The 22,112-nt window shown below is 44.2% G+C and carries 14 protein-coding genes; 5 read left to right on the top strand and 9 right to left on the bottom strand.

Annotated features, from left to right (window positions below):
* Nucleotides 1–13: 13 nt before the first annotated feature.
* Together RB622_RS12095 and RB622_RS12090 are read right to left on the bottom strand one after the other, a co-directional pair.
* The gene (locus RB622_RS12095; RefSeq protein ID WP_308046809.1) at nt 14–1,486 is read right to left on the bottom strand and encodes an L-fucose/L-arabinose isomerase family protein; all 1,473 of its coding nucleotides are present in this window, start codon (nt 1,484–1,486) and stop codon (nt 14–16) included.
* A 68-nt stretch (nt 1,487–1,554) separates the two neighbouring features.
* Nucleotides 1,555–2,322, bottom strand: coding sequence for a DeoR/GlpR family DNA-binding transcription regulator (locus tag RB622_RS12090; RefSeq protein ID WP_308046808.1), 768 nt, complete (start codon nt 2,320–2,322; stop codon nt 1,555–1,557).
* A 226-nt stretch (nt 2,323–2,548) separates the two neighbouring features.
* On the opposite strand from RB622_RS12090, the gene RB622_RS12085 reads away from it, so the two are divergent.
* Genes RB622_RS12085 through RB622_RS12075 form a run of 3 tightly spaced genes read left to right on the top strand, consistent with a single transcriptional unit; the run spans nt 2,549 to nt 7,270 of the window.
* Entirely contained in the window at nt 2,549–4,342 is a 1,794-nt protein-coding gene (locus tag RB622_RS12085; protein ID WP_308046807.1) for a PA14 domain-containing protein, read from the top strand.
* On the top strand, nt 4,342–6,447 hold the full coding sequence (locus RB622_RS12080) for a plastocyanin/azurin family copper-binding protein (RefSeq protein ID WP_308046806.1): 2,106 nt from the start codon (nt 4,342–4,344) through the stop codon (nt 6,445–6,447). The genes RB622_RS12085 and RB622_RS12080 overlap by 1 nt, the downstream gene beginning before the upstream one ends.
* A gap of 55 nt (nt 6,448–6,502) precedes the next feature.
* Nucleotides 6,503–7,270 (top strand): DUF1080 domain-containing protein, encoded by a 768-nt coding sequence (locus RB622_RS12075; RefSeq protein ID WP_308046805.1) that lies wholly within the window; start codon nt 6,503–6,505, stop codon nt 7,268–7,270.
* A 392-nt stretch (nt 7,271–7,662) separates the two neighbouring features.
* Here the strand turns inward: RB622_RS12075 and RB622_RS12070 are convergent, their stop codons facing one another.
* From RB622_RS12070 to RB622_RS12060, 3 genes are all read right to left on the bottom strand, one after another.
* Complete coding sequence (locus RB622_RS12070) at nt 7,663–10,398, bottom strand: hypothetical protein (protein WP_308046804.1); 2,736 nt, start codon at nt 10,396–10,398, stop codon at nt 7,663–7,665.
* A 30-nt stretch (nt 10,399–10,428) separates the two neighbouring features.
* Nucleotides 10,429–10,689, bottom strand: a complete 261-nt coding sequence (locus RB622_RS12065) for a hypothetical protein (RefSeq protein ID WP_308046803.1) — start codon at nt 10,687–10,689, stop codon at nt 10,429–10,431.
* Between the two features lie 137 nt (nt 10,690–10,826).
* A complete protein-coding gene (locus RB622_RS12060) occupies nt 10,827–12,260 on the bottom strand; it encodes an alpha-L-fucosidase (RefSeq protein ID WP_308046802.1) in 1,434 nt (477 codons plus the stop codon).
* Between the two features lie 77 nt (nt 12,261–12,337).
* On the opposite strand from RB622_RS12060, the gene RB622_RS12055 reads away from it, so the two are divergent.
* Both RB622_RS12055 and RB622_RS12050 read left to right on the top strand, forming a co-directional pair.
* Nucleotides 12,338–12,643 (top strand): type II toxin-antitoxin system HigB family toxin, encoded by a 306-nt coding sequence (locus RB622_RS12055; protein ID WP_308046801.1) that lies wholly within the window; start codon nt 12,338–12,340, stop codon nt 12,641–12,643.
* Between the two features lie 3 nt (nt 12,644–12,646).
* A complete protein-coding gene (locus tag RB622_RS12050) occupies nt 12,647–13,024 on the top strand; it encodes a helix-turn-helix domain-containing protein (RefSeq protein ID WP_308046800.1) in 378 nt (125 codons plus the stop codon).
* Between the two features lie 3 nt (nt 13,025–13,027).
* On the opposite strand, the gene RB622_RS12045 is transcribed toward RB622_RS12050, so the two are convergent.
* From RB622_RS12045 to RB622_RS12030, 4 genes are all read right to left on the bottom strand, one after another.
* On the bottom strand, nt 13,028–15,067 hold the full coding sequence (locus RB622_RS12045; protein ID WP_308046799.1) for a glycoside hydrolase family 127 protein: 2,040 nt from the start codon (nt 15,065–15,067) through the stop codon (nt 13,028–13,030).
* A gap of 68 nt (nt 15,068–15,135) precedes the next feature.
* Nucleotides 15,136–16,971: an exo-alpha-sialidase gene (locus RB622_RS12040; protein WP_308046798.1), complete on the bottom strand. Its 1,836-nt coding sequence runs from the start codon at nt 16,969–16,971 to the stop codon at nt 15,136–15,138.
* Between the two features lie 283 nt (nt 16,972–17,254).
* Nucleotides 17,255–18,670 (bottom strand): RagB/SusD family nutrient uptake outer membrane protein, encoded by a 1,416-nt coding sequence (locus RB622_RS12035; protein WP_308046797.1) that lies wholly within the window; start codon nt 18,668–18,670, stop codon nt 17,255–17,257.
* 54 nt (nt 18,671–18,724) lie between these two features.
* Nucleotides 18,725–21,883 (bottom strand): TonB-dependent receptor, encoded by a 3,159-nt coding sequence (locus RB622_RS12030; RefSeq protein ID WP_308046796.1) that lies wholly within the window; start codon nt 21,881–21,883, stop codon nt 18,725–18,727.
* Nucleotides 21,884–22,112 lie beyond the last annotated feature (229 nt).

The raw sequence follows: 22,112 nt of genomic DNA, 5'->3' as shown, positions 1-22,112 counted from the left end.
GGTTTTTTTTCGTTTAGTATTGGGATGTCAGTTCCTGGGTTGAGGCGTATCCGTTTTTTGTTGGCTGTTCGGCTGGTTCGTTGAAATACTGAACTTCCCAGCCCATATAATTTTCAAATGCTTCTTTCAATACTCCGGCTGTTTTTGAAGCGTTCATCACCACATGGTGTTCGAATCCGTTTCGGCATATGTACTGCATTAAACCCTGTAGATTAGGAATTTCTGCCACGGCCCGGTTACCAAAAGTTTTCAACGCGTCATCTGTCAGTCTGCCTTCGCCGATGTAGGCCTTCATAATGCCCTTGGGGTCATCTGTACTGATCCGTCCGAAAGTCAGGGGTGATGCCGGGGTACGTCCCGATAACGCGCCATAGGTATTTTCCTCTCCTACCGAAGTTCCCAATATGGGTGCGGTACTGATTTCAATATCTGGCAAAAATGACTTCGCCCAGTTTCCGCAGTGAAAAAGTACGCATTTATTATCGTCGTTGGCGTAATTATTATTCCAGTCAACCAAGGCACTTGGGGAGCCCGATGCAAGCTGTAACGCATACATGCTCAGCGTCCCGGTCACGTCCACTTCACAGCCACTTGGCAACATATTTTCACTCATAATACTCATGCTCGTACAAACATTGCAGCCATAATTCTGCTGCACCGATGTCCAGCATTGTATTGCGGTTGCATCCAGGGCATGTAATTGAACAAAATCAGTTAATGCTACATCGAGCTTTGCCATCTGGATTAACGCCTCATCAGGTGTCCGACCCGTTGGCGCATAATCCCTGATTTTCTGAATCCGCTGTTGCACGCTGACATCGTGTTTTGTCAATTTATTTGCATGACCCAAGATTTCAGAAAGGTCTACCGTCACCACCGAAATGCCGTTTCGCTGCAAAATTTTCTCACTGTAACGTACCGTGTTAAATCCGCCCGGACGCGCACCGATTGCCCCGATCCGCACTTTCCGAAGCCCCTTTGTCACGCGACAAACACCAACAAAATTCAACAGGTCCGCGATAAAAACGGGATCCGTCGGATGTACCACGTGTTTTGTCGTCAGCGTATATTTTATTCCAAACTGATAGAGGTTATTGCAGGCAGAGATCTTGCCACACCACGAATCGCGACGCCGGGCCACATCCAGCTTATCCAGATCATCCGGATAACCCTGTACCAAAACCGGCACGTTTAATTCCGCCAGTTTAAGCGTTTCGGCAATACCTCTTTCGTCGCCAAAATTCGGCAGGACAACCAGTACGCCCATGATTTCATCCCGATGCTGACGGAATAGCGCGGCACATTTCTGTGCATCCTGAAACGATTCCACACCGCCCAGTTTGGTATCATTCGTATCCAGTAATATCGGCTTAATATTCAGTTTCTTAAACAACTCGATAATTTCCACCCGGGCATCTGCCACCAGTCTGTCAGGAAAAAAATCGCGGTTACCAATAATTACACCTAAACTCCCTTTTTCGCTCATGTCGTTTTAGCAATTGGCTTCAAGCCTACACTATCGGCCTTAGTTCAATAGTTACTTTGAATATGTTGCTATTCTGCGATAATCAGTTCTATCTCATTATCACTGAAAAGCTGTTTATGTTTTTCTTCAACGCCGGCATCCGTGATGATATAATCAATCAGCGATAACGCACCCAGACTTGCAAAAGCACTTTTTCCAACTTTGGTCGAATCCGCCACGAGGTAAGTCGTGTCTGCCGCATCGATCATGGCCTTTTTAACAACCAGATCGCTGATACTCGGATACGTCAGACCGGATTTCAACGACAACCCGGCCGTTGCCAGGAACAATTTCTGAACATTCAGACCTTTGAAAAAATCAGCAGCCTTTTGTCCGGTTAATGATAATGTCGGCGGCTTGAATTCTCCCCCTGTCATAATCACCTCAATGCCCGTTTCCGCTCCCAACAGCAGAGCAATGTTCAATGCATTGGTAATCACGGTCAAGTGGCGGTTGCTGCCTCTCAGCTTCTTGGCAATTTCAGTGGTTGTCGACCCCGAGTCCAGAATAATCGTGTCTCCGTTTTCGATAAATTCGAGACTCTTGATAGCAATCAGTTCTTTCTTGTCGAGATTCTCCTGATTTGCCAGTGAAAAATTCCGGACCTGATCTTCAACATTCTTTAGAAATGCACCGCCGTGCTCCTTTATGACCAGCCCATCCTTTTCCAGCTTATCCAGATCCTGGCGAATGGTCACTTCTGTCACTTTAAACAATCTGGCCAGATCAATAACTTTCGCCGAACCATCTTCTTTTAACAATTCCAGTATTTTATCTCTTCGTTGATTTGCGAGCATCTTTATATATGGTTTGTAGTCTTTTTGTTTTTTACCTAAAAATAAAGGGAAAACAATTAACTAAGTATGTCACATCAAAAATATTCCGTTCAACGATACAAATAGATCAATTTTAATTAACAAAAGCAAATTTTAGAAAATAAAAGAAAATAAAAAATAATAATTAAAAATTAAATAATATCATTGTATTGTTATTACTATCTATCCGAAGTCTGTTTACTTTCCTATGATGCGGTTTAAACCTTCACTTCTCTGTTATCTGATTATCCTTATTCTTTCGTTTACCGAAAATGCGAAGGGCCAGGACATCACGCCTAATTCTTCCCTAAAACCCACTCCCCTCATTTTGCTTGATTTAAGCGCGTTTGAGGCAAACATATCAGCGCAATGGAAAATTGCGGGCAACGTTTTCGGCGACCGGACAAAAGCAAAGGATCTGGAAATAAAAACAGGAAAAGGAATTCTTGTTTATCTGCCCAAAGCAAATGGAAACAAAACACTAAAAACGGAGCTCACTCATGGTGATATTGACCTGAATCTGGATTTTTTATTGTCAAAATCGGCCACTTTCAGCATTCTTTTTCAGGAAAGATATCAGGTTACCATTACAGATGAATGGTTTAAAAACGGCAACAATGCCATCAAGGCACCGGGATTGTGGCAACATGTCAGCATCCGGTTCAAAGCACCCGAATTTGATGCCCATGGCAAAAAAACAAGCAATGCGCGACTGAAAGAGGTTATTATCAACGGGCAACAGGTTAAAACTCCATCAGAAATAACCCTGTCAGAAAACAGCAGGTTGAAGGACGAAAAAGCGCTGGGGGCCATTTTAATCCGGGGAGGAAATTCTCCGTTCGCGATACGAAATATCAGTTATAAAACTTACAAAAAGGAGATTGTCAAACTTTCTGCGATCCAATTCAAGGTTTACAACGGATTACACAAGACAGTCGACACACTTCAATCTTTGAAACCCAAGCGTACCGGCGTTACCGACACCCTTTCACATCGGGTTGGCGACCGCAAATCCCAGCTGGTTTTTGAGGGGCTGGCTGAAATTCCGACGGACGGAGAATATTTGTTCAAATTAACCGCGGGTGGTGGCGCCTGGCTGTTTATCGACAACCGTCTGTTGATCAACAACCGCGGGTCCCGGGATTTTGAAAAGGCCCTTTATGCAAAACAGACCTTAAAAAAAGGAAAGTATCCATTTAAAATTGTTTATTCCAATTCGGACGAATGCCTCGTGTTGCAATATGAAGGGCCGCAGATTCCATGGCAGTCACTAACCACAGCTGCTTCGGTGCGCCATGGCGAGCAATTTGAACCGCTGGAATATAAACTGAATAAAAAACCTGCTTTACAAAGAGGTTTCATGTTACAAAACGGAGCTGTCAATCCATACATCGCCGCAGTCGGAATTCCGGGAATTGATTCTTCAACGGGATTTAACTATGCCTTCGATATGAAGAAATACAACCTCACGGCGGCGTGGCACAGCAAATTTATTGACGTTTCCAACATGTGGACGGAACGCGGGGAAAAACAGCTTGAAATTCCGCTGGGGGCAAAACTGGAATTACCAGGAAAGCCATTTTTATCGGTATCGAACCATGAAAAAACAAGCTGGCCAGACTCAGTTCAGGCTCCGGAAGGTGTTTATCAAAATCGTGGTTACCGGTTAAATAAAGACGGATTACCCGTTTTTTATTACGCAATTAACGATACATCCATCGAAGACTTCTCCTACCCGAATGAAAGTAAAACCGGTTTAACGAGAGCATTAAAAATCTCCAATCCGTCTGCAACAACCTACGGTCTGCTGGCAGAAGGAAAAGTAATTGAAAAACTTGGCGATGGCGGATATGCCGTGGATGATAAAAATTATTATCTCACAAATCTGAATGCCAGCAACTTGGAGATAAAAATAATTCACAACAAAGAGGGAGATAAACTTATCGCCACTATTAGACCCGGAAAAGAACCTGTTACGATTAAGTATGATATTATATGGTGATGTTTAAATTTAGAATTGTTGAAATATTGGAAAAGGCAGGCAGGAGAGCAAATAGAGAAGTCAAGTTTTGGAAACCGGCACGCCCAGTCCTGACTTCTCCCGCGCACAAAACCTCACGTCACTTCTCAATTTTACCCGAGAAACTAACATTGTATTTTTACAGGATTGCAGTATTATGCTTTTTCTTTTTACCAGCAAATAGCTCGGCTCAAACGGACATTACTTCTACTGAAAACAATTACTATAAGCTCACTTCTGTCCGCATTCCTGACAGCGTCAAACTTGAAGTGGGCGGTCTGGCATTCACCGACGACGATAAACTGGGTGTGGCTACCCGGCGCGGTGAAATCTGGCTTATTGACGATCCCTATCAAAAGAAAAACAAACAACCAAAGTATTCACTGTTCGCATCCGGACTTCATGAACCACTATGGCTGGCTTACAAAAAAGGGGCTTTTTACACAACGCAACGCTCTGAACTAACCCGGATCACCGACACGGATCACGACGGTTTGGCTGATTCGTTTCACACAGTATACTCCTGGCCAATCTCCGGGAATTACCATGAATACTCCTACGGCCCGCTTATTTTGCCGAATGGCGATATGTTAGTAACCTTAAATCTTTCGTGGGTTGGTCGCGGCGAAAGCATCACCAAATGGCGTGGCTGGATGCTGAAAATCACAGAAGATGGAAAAATGACCCCTTTCGCTACCGGGATGCGCTCACCGGCTGCATTTGGATTAAACAGTGACGGCGATATTTTCTTTGCCGAAAACCAGGGCGACTGGATAGGGTCAGGCAGAATAACCCATTTAAATCAGGGAGATTTTGCCGGACACCCCGCAGGACTTCGATGGTCGGCAGAACCCGGCTCACCCATTGAACTCAAACGCGCCTCCTTCCCCGATTCTGTTGGCCTTATGTACGATTACGCCCAGGGCAAACCGAATTTCAAATTACCCTCCGTCTGGTTTCCGCATACCGTGATGGGCATTTCAACCTCTGCCATTTTAGCGATAAATTCAGATCAGTTTGGGCCATTCCAGGGGCAATTACTCGTGGGAGATCAGGGACACAGCAAAATCATGAGGGCCTTTTTAGAAAAAGTAAACGGGCAGTACCAGGGCGCCTGTTTTCCTTTCCGCGAAGGTTTTTCGTCCGGCATTCTGAGGATGGCCTGGGGAAGTGATCATTCGTTATTCGTTGGTATGACAAGTCGCGGCTGGGCTTCCACCGGAAAAGAGCTTTATGGATTACAACGACTTATATGGGATAAAAAATTACCGATGGAAATAAAAGCCATGCGTATTACGACGGAAGGTTTTGAGCTTGAATTTACCAAGTCGGTCGATAAAACCGTTGCCGCCGATGTTTCCAAATACAAAATGACGGGTTTTACATACAGTTATCATAAAAAATACGGGAGCCCGATTATCAATTCGGGCAACTGCCTCGTAAGAAAAGCGGAAATATCTCTGGATGGATTGAAGGTTAAACTCGCTGTCAGTGGGTTAAGAGTCGGGTATATTCATGAACTGAAAATTGAAAATCTGGCTTCGACCGAAGGAGAACCTGTTTTGCATCCGCTGGCTTATTATACCATCAACTCTTTTCCTGAGGGCAGCAATCATGAACACCATGCCATGGACCATGGAAAAATGGCCGCTACCATTGCGGGTTGCGGAGATAATCCATCAAAATCAGTTCACGAGCAACCTGCTGACTGGAAAACCGGTGCAGATATAACCATTACGATGGCCACAAAACCCGGACTTAAATTTGACTCAGAATTGATTGAAGTGAAACCCGGTGCGAAAGTAAAACTGGTCTTTAACAACAATGACGACATGCTGCACAATCTGGTCATTACATCGCCGGGAAAAGGTGACGAAGTTGGAAAACTGGCCATGGATATGGGACTAAACGGCACAAACGCCGGTTATATTCCAGAGACTGACGCCGTGCTTTTTCACACCTGCCTGATTCAGCCGGAAACTTCGCAGACCATTTATTTCACGGCTCCCAAAGTCGGAGAATATCCATTTTTATGCAGTTTTCCTGGCCATTCATTTGTGATGAAAGGGATACTACGCGTTAAGTAAGGAGAAATCAATATTCCATTGCTTTGCACATCAGCCGATTTTAAATTGTTATAACATGCTAAAAACCATTGGTGCTCAGACGATATTGTCAGTTATTCTTTTTGGTACATTATCCTTCGCCCAATCGACTACCGAACAGCCACTTCCACCCGCCTCTGCCACGGAAGACTGGTCAGTCAAACCGCCGGTTGTCACACCTGCCACGTATGGTTTACCTCCCTCAGATGCGATTGTTTTATACCGGGACAAAAATGATCTTGTCAAATGGCAACACCCCAATGGTGAAGCCGTAAAATGGAGCGCCACGGATAACGAACTCACCATCGTCCCAAAAACGACCGACATTGAAACGAAAGAAAAATTCGGGAGTATTCAGTTGCATATCGAGTGGAAAACACCCAATCCCAAAGAAGACAAAAGCAACAACCGGGGTAATAGCGGGGTGTTTTTGATGGGTTTGTACGAGTTGCAGATTTACGAGTCCTACAATTATGAAACCCGTATTTATTACAACGGACAGGCGGGAAGTATTTACAAACAGCAAATTCCCCTGGTGAACGCCTCGTCAAAACCCCAGACCTGGCAGGCTTTTGACATCGTTTTTGATGCCCCCGTTTTTAACCCGGACAAGACCTTAAAAACACCGGCCTACCTCACCGTTTTTCACAACAACGTATTGATCCTGAATCATGCCGAAATAAAAGGACCCATGGTATACCAGGGATACCCAAAATATGAATTCCATGCCGACAAATTACCGCTAAGATTGCAAGAACACAACAGCCGGGTTGGTTTCAGAAATATTTGGTTGCGGGAGTTGTAAGAATCTCCACAACGGAGCTATTTACGAATCATTCTTTTTCTTGCACGGGAAACATCAAAACCAACCGCCAATCTCAAATTACTCTGAGTTCCGCCATAATTTTTGATCAAATCGGAAGGATTAACGGAGAGTTTACACTTATAAAACAAAAAGACTTTTTCGTCCGCAGCGTCGAGAAACTTAAAATTCCGGTTAATCTCAATTCCCAGCACCGGACTGTAACCTGTCACATCCCTTCTTTCTCAAAATCGCTCTTAGTCTTATTGAAATTCAAGCTCACGTCCATAGCAAATCTTAACCTTTTCACATCGGCTTCAAAACCGTAGTTTAACCCCGTAGCATCCGAATGTTACACATCCACTCCCCATACCAGCATTCAATTATTCATACCGTCAGTCAAGTCCCTCAAACAACCGATCGATCTCTTGATCATATTTACCCTTTCTTAAACCATCAACTTCCTGACTACCACTTATAAAGCCTAGAATCAGCACGTTACCTTTACCGAGCACCAGCTTGTTTTCTCCCGCTTTGAACGCATAGGTATGGATACTCAATTCCGGTAAATCAGATAGTTTTATTGCGTTTGCTATCCGTACTTCAGCCTGTCCGAAATCATTGGCGCTTGCATCCGTTTCCAGATTTGGGGGCACCAAAAACCCTTTCTCCTTGCTTTGAAAGTAACCCACCAAAACCTTTACCGGTTTTTCGTTTTTAAATTGAATAATGGTCTGGTTATTTTGCTGGTTCTCCGATTTCAACTGAATGCCCTTCAACGCATTCAATGCATCGGGCAGTTCGCTTATCGTTGTGGAACGATCGGCAAATATTTTCTGGCCTTTTTCCAGCGGATAAAAGGATAACGTCTTGTCTGAAAAGGTTATCTCCGCGGGTTTGAATGACAAATCCGGTGAAACATCCAGGGCTTTTCCACTTTTCAACAAAGCGATGTTTTTCCTGAAACTGGTAAGTTCCTGCTGATAAAACGGTAGAAGCTCGACCCATGTTTTATTCCTGCCATCGTCCCCTCCTACCGGCACGCGCCTTTGAGCCGTTTGCATACTATTGGCGTACAAATAAGTATCCTTCGTTAACCCGGCCAGTTTTTCATAAAAGGCCACGCTTTTTTCAAGATGTGGCAGCGCTTTTTCCAGGTCATTAACATCCTTTGAATATTTGTAACGCAATACCAAAGCGGCAGCTTTTACCTTCTCCGAAAAGAAATCACCCAGCGCCTGATTGCAATACATGTCATTTTTGACACGATCAAATTCTGCTTTGTTTGTTCGGATATAAGGAGCGGCTTTCTCGATTGCCTCGACGGAAAGCTGACCATGTTTTACCACTTCATCAATAATTTGCACGGGTGTTTCACCAACATGTTTTTCACCCTTCCACTCTTTCTCTACAAAATCAACCAGTTTTTCACCTTCCGGACCGTCTGAATTATACAGTTCGGGCCACACCCGGTATTTGTATGGATTGATAAGCTGGCTCATCGTCATCCCCAGCGTCAGGGTTTGACGGTTGCCATTGGTTATTCCAAAACGACGAAGAAGCTTTGGCGCGATTTCACCGGCCTGCTCGTACGCTTCAAGAATATTTTTTCCATGATCGCCGCAGTCAAAATCATTTCCCAGTTGCTCAGTCCAGTATTTAATCTCATCCTGCCTGTCCCGTCGGCAGTTCCAGGCATATCTTGCCCATGCTTTGTACCAAACCCAATCCCGATCAATCTGCATCTGGCGCGGTTTCACGTTATCGGCCGAATACGGCCAGTCCCAGTAGGAAGCCTCCGGATATAAATGCAACCCATTGGCTCCATGCAGGTCATGCATCGCCTGAACACTTTTCTGGATAAAGTCCGCCGAGCCATAACGGAATGGTTCCAGATTGGCCAGAATATGGACATTATCGATATGCGTTGATCCCAGCTCACTCATCTCACGGTGCATTTGCGCCCAGGGACCACGGGGTTGGTAGGTCGTCAGTGCTTCCCCGTTGTACTTATTCATGGTATACAAATTTTTATAAAGCGGTAACGAAGCCTTCATAACCAATTGCGGATTCGTATCATGGCCACGCAATACAACGGGCGGCTGGTTGGTCGTACCCAAAGCTGTCAGGCCGTCTTTCACACCCGGGAGAATTGTTTTTGTAAACCACTCCACATCGGTATCATCTCCTTCCATGGCTTCTCCCAGGGTGATCAACAATCCTACGTTTGGATACTTTTCCACAAAAGCCGCAATGGATTTTCTTGTATAATCGGCAATCAGCGGGGTGATCGGACGCTTACGATCCTGTGTTTTGATATTGTGTTTTTCCGCGAAGGGCTTTGAAACAATGATGTTGTAAAACATTTGAATAACCCAGATCCCTCGCTTGTCGGCCTCAGTGGTGAGAAAACTAAACATTTCCTCATTTTTTCGAAAAGTTTCTTCATCCACTTCCAGTGCATAGGGATAATCTTTCAGCTTGACCAGCGAAGCAAACGGGTGGCCATTCCATAAATACAGTGAATTCATCCGGTTCTCCACCAGCATATCCAGATATTTGACCCAGAGGTTTTTGTCATAAAACCAGGGGAAATTTTCAGGCGTGTAAGGATATTCGTAAACCGTCCGACCGGGGAGATAATACGGTTTCTGAATACCAATGCAGGCTCCACGTAAAACCATTTCAGGCTGATCCGTTACAGACAAACTCGCGGGTAACTTACCAAGTTTTTTTACCTGTCCGGCCACTTCCAGACAGCCATATAAAACACCCGACGGATCAGCGCCCGAAATCAGTATATTTTTACCCTTCGAAAAAATACTAAAACCTTCCTTCCCGGTTTTCTTATTCAGGTCGATTTTCAGTGCATCAGCCTTTTTAATCAAATCAACATCATCAAACACGCCAAGTGTTATGACCGTTTCCAGATCAGACTTTCCCGAATTTGTTTTAATAACGGATTGATAACCTGCCTTTTCGAGGGCTTGTCTGAGGTTTTCCGCACCGAAAAGCATTCTTGGATTTTTGATTTTGGGGACGACTATTGTAATTGTTGCAGCATTTTCCGCAACCGTTAACGTTGTTAATCCCAAAATTAGCAACAATGTACTCAACAAGAACTTTGCCATTTCCGTAGTTATATTTTTAACAATAAGAGGTTATTTCAACTCCTTCCTCCGCGTATCCAGCACATCCGTATTAAGCTTGACTTTCACCATGCCCATGGGATGGAACCGCTTTGATTTATCAATGGCGACATAAACAATGGTATATTCATTGTTCCCCTCCGGAATTATTCCCAGCGGTGTGCGCATAATATCCCACCACTTTTTGACTTTTGTATGGATTGGGAAGCAATGGGCCTCCGCCCAGTTCAGGTGCAACGCACACAATACAGTTTTTTTGCCCGGTAAAAGCATGGCCAAGATCCGCCGTTTTATATGTTCCGAAATTCGCACCAATGAATTCAAAGGCCGCCTCTTTCCATCTAGCTATTTTGGGAGTATTCTGTCCATAGACGGTTTGACTTAAAACCCAAAAAGCGAGCAGCAACCATTTATTCCGTTTCAATTTTAAATACATAAGCGATATCGGATGGAATTCTGGTTTTGGCAGGAATGGTAAACTTCAAACCACTTTCGGTAAGCTGATTTTCACATTTGACGAGGTTTTTCAAGCCAAGCAGGCTAACAGATTTTACACTCCCGTTGAGATTTTTCTTCGTCAGTTCTCTTAAATGCAGGGAGATATTGTCACCGGGCCATTCCAGAAAAACAGCATAAACCGTTTTTCCTTTTTGCGTATAATAAACCCTATGATTGGACTGTGTCGTTTCTCCGAAAACGATGAATGGACGCGTCTCATAAAGCGATTCCCCAAAAGACCACATCCAGCGGCCTACCTTATAAACTACTTCTTTTTGATCATCAGGAAATGTTCCATCGGCTTTTGGCGAAAGATTAAGCAGCATCTGTCCGTTTTTACTGACAACCTCAATCAGCGTGTGAATGATCTCCTTCGCCGGACGGATTTCCATTCCCTCGGTATATCCCCACGAATACGACAACCCGGTCCCGATCGAATAATCACACAGCCAGGGCTTTGCGATAATCTTATCAGGATTTGAATTTTCGTGATCTTCCATTCCTACCCCGGCAGGAAGGTCTTCGCCTTTATAAGTGACAATGACGTCCTGTTTTCTCTTCTCTGCCTCGTTGAAATAATGGGCAAGATAGGTCTGGATATTTTTCGTTGGCACCTGTTCAAGCCAGGCATCATGGTAAATAATGTCGGGGTGATATTTGTCAATCAGCTCATTACATTTATCCATCCACATCTGATCCCACTCCTCCTTCTTCATGGTAGACCCATACAATTTGGCATATTTCGGATCAGTTCCGGCCCAGCCCGGCTTCATTTTTACGTTGGTATAATTCAGCTCGTGATGCAGCGATGTAAAAAATTTCATCCCGCGTCCGCGAATGGATTTTTCCAGTTCACCAACCACATCACGTTTGGGCCCCATAGCTTTCGCATTGAAAGGCGTTAACTTGCTGTCCCACATGGCAAATCCGTCGTGATGCTCCGCCACCGGCCCGGCAAAACGCGCGCCGCCTTTTACAAACAGATCAGCCCATTCATCGGCATTAAACTTTTCACCTTTGAACATGGGAATAAAATCGTGGTAATCAAACTTCTCCAACGGCCCGTAAAGCGCAAGGTGGCGTTTGTAGGTCCCCAACTTTGAATAGTCAGGACTGTCGTTGTGCATGTGCTGAATGTAGTGTTCGTTGTTGTAGGCCGGTACTGCATATACACCCCAATGACAGTAAATCCCGAATTTCGCATCGCGTATCCATTCAGGCACCTCGTTATGTTTTTCAAGAGAAGGCCAGTTGGGCTGGAAGGTTTGCTGGGCTATTGAGCTCTTGCCGTAAGCTATGAAAAAAAGTAAAATAAAGAATAAACGACTTATTTTAAAATTCAACATAATATTTCATTTTTTGAAACATAATTTTATTTTTAGAAACAATTTCATAATTTTATATGCATCAACACACTATCACCATGGTTATACTTTCCAAGACAATAATCAATGAATTTATAACCAGCGAACCGCGGGCGACTGACGCTTTGCTACAATGGTATAGATTAACAAAAGCGGTGGAATGGTCTAAATTTCAGGATGTCAAAAAAACGTTCAACTCGGTAGATGCCGTTGGCAATGACCGTTTTGTTTTTAATATCAAAGGCAACAATTACAGGCTGGTAGCGGTGATTCATTTTGATATCCGTACGGTCTACATCGTATTTCTTGGCAATCATTCGGAATACGATAAAATTGATGCTTCAATAATTAAGTTTAAAAGTTAAGTTATGGAAAACGATAAAATTATTTACCAGCATGAAGCGGACTATAATCATGCGATGAAAGAAATACTTACCCTGATGAACAAGGGAGAAGGTAATCTTTCACCAGTGGAAGTTCAAAAACTAAGAAATATGGCTGAGGCGGCGGAAGCATTTGAAGACACCCACTATCCCCTTCCAATGCCAAAGTCCATCCTTGAGATGGTCGAGCTAAAACGCTTCCAGCTCAAACTTACCCAGGCGGCATTGGCCGATATGCTTGGTTTGGGAAAACCGAAGCTTTCCCAAATTCTCAGCGGCAAACGTGAACCGGATGTTTCTTTTCTCAAAGCGGTTTATAAAAAGCTGGATATCGATCCTGGCTTTTTACTGGACAACGCCTGAGTTTTATCTAACCAGGGGCAGCCAAACCGACATATCATTATGTCCGCGGTTGCCCCAGGCATAATACGGGACCAATCTAACCGGAATGGTCTTTGACGCTTCCACGGATACTTCACGATACAATTTTTTGCTCCAATTTGAATTATCCACCAAAATAGCCTGGCCTTCCAACCCGATGATAGGACTGTTTTCAATCGTCATGCGGGATGGTTTGAGGTTATTCTTTGCATGAATGGCAACATCAAAAATCGTTTTCCCTTTTGGCAGATCCATCGATTCAAGGCAGTAAACGACCGGACCGCGTTTTACGGCCACCTGATTCCGGGTTTCTTCCACCAATGGATTAGACTCGATCAGACGAACCGGCATTGGCATGAGCAGTTCAATTTTATCCCCTGCTTTCCAAATACTGTTAATCTCGGCATATGCTCCGGATGTGAGCTTTATAGATTGTGGTTTGCCATTTACCAACACTTTTGCATCGCTACACCAGCCCGGTATTCTTAAAAATACCGAAAATGCTTCCTTCGGAGCCTCTTCCAGTTTGATACTTACCTTGCCATCCCAGGGATAATCGGTCGTTTGAGACAGTTTCAGGTGAGAGCCATTTTTAAGCGTGGTATGCAGATTATTTCCGCCATATAAATTAAAATACAGTCCTTTATCCGATACGCTATAAGCATATTGGCTTACCTCGGAAACGGTCCGAACGGTATTCGGTGGACAGCAGTTCGAAAGGCCGATGTAATGCTGGCGATCCTTCGACCAGCGCTGCGCGAATGGCAAAGCGTCGGAATAACTCAATGGATTGGTATACAAAAACTTATTCCCGCTCAAACTAATTCCAGATAACACGCTGTTATACAGAGCCAACTCTACAATATCCGCATACTTTGCTTCGCCGGTAATTTGCAGCATACGCCAGTTCCAAAGCACGTTACCGATATTGGCGCAGGTTTCATTGTGCGCAGTAAAATTCGGCAACTGAAAATCCCGGCCATAAGCCTGATGGATTTTCTGTACATCGTTGGTTTTGTACGAAGTTCCATCCGGCGAGACTCCGTCATACAAAGAACCACAGCCCCCTGTCACATACATTTTACGCTCTGTAACATCATCCCACATCACATTCAGCTGTGCCAGAAGCGCCGGATCACCGGTTTCTGCATACACGTCAGCCACACCGGCAAACAGATAATTTGCCCGCACAGCATGCCCCATAACCTTGGTCTGTTTCAAAAACGGGATCCGGTCCTGATTATCATCAGTCCCTTCGGTAGCGCCTTTTATCGCGATCAAATGCTTTACAAGTGTCAGATATTTTTGCTCGTTTGTCGTTCTGTAAAGCTCGGAGAGTCCCATGTAATGCGAAGGACAAATGGCATTTCGGGCCTGCTCATCGGAGGCATTTTTATAAAAACCAATCAGAAAATCAGCAGATTTTTTGGCAACATCCAGCAGTGACGTTTTGCCTGTCGCGCGGTAATGCACGCAGGCAGCCGTCATCAAGTGCCCAAAGTTATAGGCTTCAAAACTCAGCCGGTCCTCAAACATTTTGCTGTCACCCTTCTGCTTTTGCTCGATAATGGCTTTGGTATAAATGTAGCCATCTTCGCGCTGGGCTTTCGCAATCACGGCGATCGCGTGATCCATCAACTCATCCAATTTTTTATCCTTTGTTACGGCATACATACTGGCCACAGCTTCGAAAGTTTTATAAAAATCCCCATCATGGAAAGACGGGCCCTTAAACTTTCCTTCTTCCAAACCGGCAGCAATTTCAAAGTTCCTGAATGAATGGCTCAGCTCCGGATCCGTGTAGGTTTTCCAAAGGTCAGGCACCATCATTTCTTTACAAACTTTAAACCGGTCGGCCCAAAAACCCTGCGTCCATTGCACCGCATCCAAATCCGTTCCGGAAAGTTTCGCGAAAGAACTTTTGGAAGTATTCACCAAACTCCGGCTTTGTCCGTTGCTCTCTTGACTGGCAAAAAAAGCGCAAACAAAAGCCGCCAGTATCATTTTCGATTTATAATAATTCATAGTCACTTGTTGCTAAAATCCAGTTTGAAATCATTTGATACCATAAGCCGGTGCTCCTTATCGATAACTCAAAAACTGCTTGTTTTTAATGATCTGATGTGATACTCTGCTTTTTCCGCCCTTTTCTCGGTGTTTAACAAATCATACATCTGGTCGGTTGGTGTGTCGGCATTAGGAAAACGGCGCACCTCACCTGTCCTAAAAGTAATTCGCTCCACACTTTCAAGCGGGGCAAAAAGAATGTTATTGCCCGTATTTTTTCCATTAACGGTAACCGTATAAAGCCGGGTTTCTGTGTTTAGCTTTACTGCTATTTTATATTCCTGATTGGCCTCATACTTTAACAAAGTCTTATTCCTGTATCCGGCCTTCGTTCGGAAAACCCCGGTCGAGTCAAAAGAAAGACGAATGCCCGGTGTTCCTTTCGCGTCCTGAAATTCAATATCCAGCAAACCGTTTTTGACCTGCTGTGGTGTTACCGAAAATTCGGCGATAAGTTTTTTTGTTGCCGGAATAATACGTTCCGCCTTCGCATAATCAAAAAGATCGGAATCACTGAGGGAGAGTACTTTTTCTCCGTTTGTTGATTTAGCAACTTTAACCGGCGACCAGACAGGACTATAAATATTCCACGAATCCAGTTCTCTCCCGGACACCATTTTATCGAAAACATCATTCGCTTGCTGATCTGCTCTTTCTGTTATTGGAAGCGGAACAGATGACACCCAGATATCTTCCTTATTCATGCTATAAGTCAGCCAAAGCTTACCATCGGTCGGCACCCCATTGCCTTCCTCAATGCCTCTCACGTATTGGGGACCATACGATTTGTAGTTCCCCCCGTAGCGCATGGACGTAATTTCTCCGTTTACCAACAGCAAATTTTTGTAGTGCAAACCATCATCACTTACCGATAAGGCGAGCGGCCACCGAAACTCCGAGGGATTATAAACCGTAACATACTTGCCGTCAGCCGTCTTTTGTCCCCATATTTTTGCGTTGCTGTTTACAAACCGGGGCGCTCTTTTTGGCGGATAAAGCCAGGTTTTGCCATCGTCTTTGCTGATACTTGTCAAAGCATTTTTCCAAAGTCCCACGACCCTGCCATCCGGCAAATGATAATAACTAAATGCCTTGTATTCTCCTTTTAACGAAACAATTGCGTCGTTACGATCCGCTTCTTCAACCCATTGCTGGGTCATCAGCCTGTTTGACAACAACTCATTGCACGCCTCCACAAAGCCTTTGTCTTTACTCGTATTATACAAAGGATATTCAGATTTTTGCTTCCAGGAAGCATTGTGCCTGATAAAATAAATCGGCCCTAAAGTTCCGTCCTTATGTATTTCACGGACCACACGGCCAATTCCATTTCCATCGTTCGGGTCATCCTTCGCATCCAGCGCAATTCCATAATAACCCAGTGTCAGCAGTTTATTATTTTCCGAAACAAAAAAACCCATACGCTGATGCATCACAGCCAGTAAATCTTTTGCCACACCAGGATAATCCTTTTTTGTAGTTCCGTCCGGAATTATATATGGGGGGAAAATGATCTGTGGTTTCGACCAGGCGTTGCCGTCAGCGGAGGTCTGTAATAACGTTTGCCCGGGTGGCACGTGTTCCCCTACCGGATTGCTCAGATAATTCAGGTAAAATGTATTATTCCAATAAGCAAGCATGGGCGCATGGTTATAAGTCCAGCCAAAACCCGTTTCCTTGTTATCACGATTAACGCGTAAGGTCTGGATGTTATGGACACCTATGGCGGGACTTAACTGCCCATGGTGATAATCTACATTCACCAGCTTACTGCCCGTGTAGCTGATGGTATCCTGCCCCTGAATTTCTCCAAAAGTCAACACCAGACCCACCGCAAAAACATCAAAAATCCGAAAACCCATATCCTTAATTTTTCATTCCGCAGCGGCAGACCGCTAAATTCTTAATTCTCTGGCAGCAATGTCACAAAATACTTTGGCCCCCAATCGATTCCTTCTGCTTCCCTATCGGTCTTACATCCAATTATCACCGATAAGAAAAAGAAGCGAAATAAATACGCACCGAAAAGAAAAAAATATTAATCCAAATCATGTCAGGTGTGTAACAACAATATTTATTTTCTTGATAAATCAGATGGTTAACCAACAGAAATTCTGGCGGTTAACCATCTGGATCCGTATTAATTTAATAACCTGTGTTTTGTGTAATCTTACTGTTCTGATCGCGAACGATATTCGGAATTGGCAATACCAGTTTCTCAGGCGTCACTTTTTTACCTTTTGCGGCCAATACTGTCACGGCACGGTTTGTTCTTTTCAAATCAAACCAGCGGTGAAATTCGAAAGCCAGTTCCACACGTCTTTCATGTTCCAGGGCAAGTTCAACGGTTGAATATTTGGTCGGATAAGCGCTTTCGCCGTACAAAGGCAAACTCACTCTCTTGCGCACCTGGTTCATGTACGAAACATCGCCGGTAGCCTCCGTCAACAGCAGCAACAAATCGGCATAACGCAGCACGATGAAGTTATTGTTGGCTGCAATGGATTGATTGATCAGCGGTGCCGTTTTATCCGTCCATTTTTTCGGGAATTTTGCTGCCGTAAAGTTTCCTTTGGCATCCGTGTATCCCGTGTCAATGGAAGCTATTCTGCGGCCATCACCTTTTTCATACTCGTCCCAGATATCGTTCACAACCTGGTTCATACCTGCTCCGTAAAAACCGAGCGCATTGGAATTTGGAAAGAAAACCAGATAATAATTACTGTAAGGATTGATAGCAGAACCGCCCAGGTACTGAATTTCAAATATCGATTCTTTGGTATTCTTGTTTTTCGCGTCCCACAGCGAGGTATAAGCCGGAAGCAACTGATACTGGTTGCTGTCATATACCTCCTTCAACTCCTTTGCAGCATTGGTTTTGTCTCCCATCGAAAGATAAACTTTGCCCAGTAGCGTCTGCGCCGATCCTTTGGAAGCACGCCCTGCCACCGCAGATGCCGCCAGCGGAAGTTTAGCTTTTGCATCGGTAAGATCTTTTACAATCTGCGCGTACACATCGGCAGCCGGTGAGCGTAAAATATTATAACTTTCTGCGGCCGAAACCGGTGCCGTCACAATAGGCAAATCACCCCAAATCTGCACCATTTGATAGTAATAAAGCGAACGTAAAAACAGCATTTCACCCTGCATTTTTGCTTTGTAATCTGCATTTAATGAGGATGCTTCAATTTTGGAAAGAATAATGTTAATGCTGTACAACGATTTGTAAAAATCCTGCCAGAACTGATAAACCATCGTATTGGCCGGGGCCAGCGAGTAGTCGCGAAACTGCCACTTATCCGCCTGGTTTCCTGAAATATTATAAATCGTTACATTATCCCCCATCAGTTCGCCCGCATAAGAAACAGCCCCTTCGGGATTGTAAACCGTATAAAGCGTGTTGTAGGCAGCGTTTGCAGCCAGGTCAAAATCAGCAGTTGTTTTATAGAAATTCTCCGCATTCGGGTTCGATACCGGAGCGAGTTCAAGAAACGAATCTCCGCACCCCCAGCTTGCCATCAGCAGACAGATCATGGCCAGGTATCCTGATATTTTTTTCATAATTTTTATCGGTTAAAAGGCTTGCACCTTTGATTATTCTGTTAAAAGTTCAAATCAAAAATCAGCTTTGATACCTACTGTAATAACTCTTGGCAATGGATATGAACCGTAGTCAACACCCTGGAAAGCGCCCGGAACCGGTGCGTTTCCACTGCTGTATGAACCGGAAGTTTCCATGCTGCTGCTGTAAGAAGTGGTTCCGTACGTCGTATTTTCAGGATCGTAACCCGTGTATTTGCTGAACAGATGCACATTTTCCGCATTCACATAAACTCTTGCGTTGGTCATGGCAAGCTTGCTGATCCATTTGGACGGCACGGAATAAGAAATTCTTACGTTTCTAAGTCTGACAAAAGATGCGTCTTCAACCCAGTAAGAAGAGAATTGTTTTTGAAGGCCCAGGTAATTTACATTCGGTTTGAAATGTTTGCCGTCTCCCGGATTGCTTTCCGAGCGCCAGTAATCGTACGTGTTGGCAAAGAAATTTCTTCCGTTGTCCCACGTTCCCAAATAACGGATGTTGTTATTGGCAATTTCGCCGCCAAAATATCCCTGAAACATGAATGAAAATTCAAACCCTTTGTAAGAAACCGTGTTGGTGATACCGGCTATGAAGTCCGGCTGGTAATTTCCGATAATCGTTCTGTCGGCATCCGTGATTTTACCATCCCCGTTGACGTCTCTCACTTTAGGATCACCCGGTGTCGTGCTGGCGTGATGCGGATAAGCGTCAATTTCTGCCTGGTTTTTAAAGACTCCGTCAAATTTATATCCGTAGAAATTGGATACCGGCTGACCCACTTCCGTCCTTACCGTCACAACGTTATCCACGTACTGGATCGGCGCATTACCCGGACCAAGCTGCAAAACCTGATTGCGATTTCTTGAAATATTGAAATCCGTTGTCCACTGAAAACCGCCACCTTTCACATCACCGACAATATTTTTGCTTGAAATATTAAACTCAACCCCTCTGTTACGCATTTTCCCGATATTGGAAAGCTGGGAAGAGAATCCGGTAATATCCGGCACAGGCACATACAATAACATGTCACGTGTGATTGAATTATAGAACTCTGCCGAAAGATTGATGCGGTTATTGAAAAGACCAAGGTCAATACCTGCGTTAAACTGATTCGTTTTCTCCCATTTCAATCCTGAGTTTGCAAGCCCGCTCACTTTCAAACCGTTCGAAAGATTTGTTCCCGTCACATAGTTGGCAGCTCCCAAAAGACTTATCGCTCCGTAATTAGGGATCTGGTTATTTCCCGTCACACCATAACTCACACGCAATTTCAGGTTGTTTACCGCTGGCACGCCAGCCATAAATGCTTCATCAGAAATCAACCATCCCCCTGAGACTGACGGAAAATACCCCCATTTGTTATCTTCCCCAAACCTCGACATCCCGTCTCTACGGATGGCACCAGTCAGGAAATATTTATTTTTAAAATTGTACTGTACACGTCCAAGATAAGACAGCAGCGACCACTCACTTGCCGTTGTGTTTCCCGCCGTAACCGTTCCCGCATTCAGCGTGTGAACCAGATCGTTTGGAAAGTTATTGGCAGCCACATACATGGTTTCATCACGTTGTTTCTGAATCGTGTAGCCCAAAAGACCGGTGAAAGAATGATCTCCGATTTTTTTGTCGTAAGTCAGTGTATTTTCACTCAGCCAGTTCAGCATGTAGGCATCGCCCGCATTTCCCTGCGCTGCCAGTACCGCCGAATAACCATATTTCTGTTTATCGTTCCAATAGAAATTATTACGGTTATTGAACAGATTTCCGCTGATACTGGTACGGAATTTCAGGTCTTCAAGAATGTTGTATTCCAGAAAAGCAGTTCCCAATGTGTTGAACGACTTATTTCCTTTGTCCACTTCTCTTGTCAACGAGTATGGATGCCACAGGTTCATATCCGCATAGGAAGTAAAGCGGAACCAGGTCGAGTTTGGATCTCTGAAACCAAGATTTCCGTTTTCATTATACACCGGAAAAATCGGATCGCTCTGAAGTCCAAGACTGATGACATCACTTTTCCCTTTCGTCCCTTCTGTTCTGTCAAAAATCGCCGTTATACCAAGATTCAGTCCGATCACCAATTTTTTACTCACCTGTGTTCTGACATTCGACCGGATTGACAGACGTTTGTAATAATTTCTGTCCAAAACAGCAGTCTGGTCCAGATAAGCACCAGAGAACATGTATTGTGTTTTTTCAGTCCCGCCCGAAACCGTCAGCTGTGCATTAACCGATGGTGCCGTGCGGAACATCACATCCTGCCAGTCGGTTCCTTTGCCGAATTGCTGCGGATTGGACGTAAAATCTTCCGGTATTTTTAATGTTGTCGGACGGACACTATTTGGGTCACTAGCTTTCCCGCCTTGTGCAAGCCAGGCATTATTTTTTGCATCGATGTAGGTAGAAATGTATTGCTGCGCATCCATCATTTTCACACGACGGATCACTTTCTGCGTTCCATACTCCACATTGGCACTGATATTGGTCTTACCAGGTTTACCCATTTTTGTTGTTATCAGTATAACTCCGCTGGATCCGCGGGAACCATAAATAGCAGCCGACGAAGCATCCTTCAAAACCTCCACAGATTCGATATCCTGCGGATTGATCAGGTTTAAATTGAAGTTTTCCAAAGGCACACCATCGACAACGATCAATGGATTTGTTCCTGCTGTAATCGAACTTACACCTCTGATTTTGATAACCGGCGAAGAGCCTGGCGCGCCCTGAGACTGAGAAATATTAACCCCCGGCATACTTCCGGCAAGGGACTGTGTCACGTTACTAAACGACCGGTCTTTGAATTTGTCATAGTTGACGGAAATCACCGATCCGGTAACCGCCCGCTTACTCTGTGTACCATAACCCACTACCACCACTTCTTCCAGCGACTTATTCTCCGGAGCAAGTTTAACTGCAATTTCAGTACGGCTTCCAACGGCCTCTTCTACGGATTTATATCCAACGAAGCTAAAAACGAGAACGGTCGAAGCGTCAGGCACTTCAATTTGAAAAGCACCATCAGCGTTTGTCGTCGTACCACGCTGCGTACCTTTTATTACAACGCTCACACCCGGAAGTGCTTCGTTATCATTGGCGCCGGTCACCTTCCCTTTTATGGCCGGTGTTTGTGCATGAACCGCCGATATCAGCAGCAGTGCAAAGATGATACTGAAAAATTGTTTCATAAACAGCGATGCGGGTTAGAATTATGTATATTTATTTTCTTTTATTTTCTTTTTTATTCTATTTTTTACGAAAATTAGGAACATTTTTACACAGAACAAATATTTTCGCAATTTTTATGACTTATTTTGATAAAAAATTGTCAGAATTCTGGCTATTAAGAATAATTATCATGAAATAATTACAATAAACTTCATTAAATACCATATCAAAACATAGTACATTCATAAA

Source organism: Dyadobacter sp. LHD-138 (assembly GCF_030929615.1).
GTDB lineage: Bacteria > Bacteroidota > Bacteroidia > Cytophagales > Spirosomataceae > Dyadobacter.
Note: the sequence above shows the minus strand (reverse complement) of the source record. Positions and strands in the feature narration are given on the sequence as shown.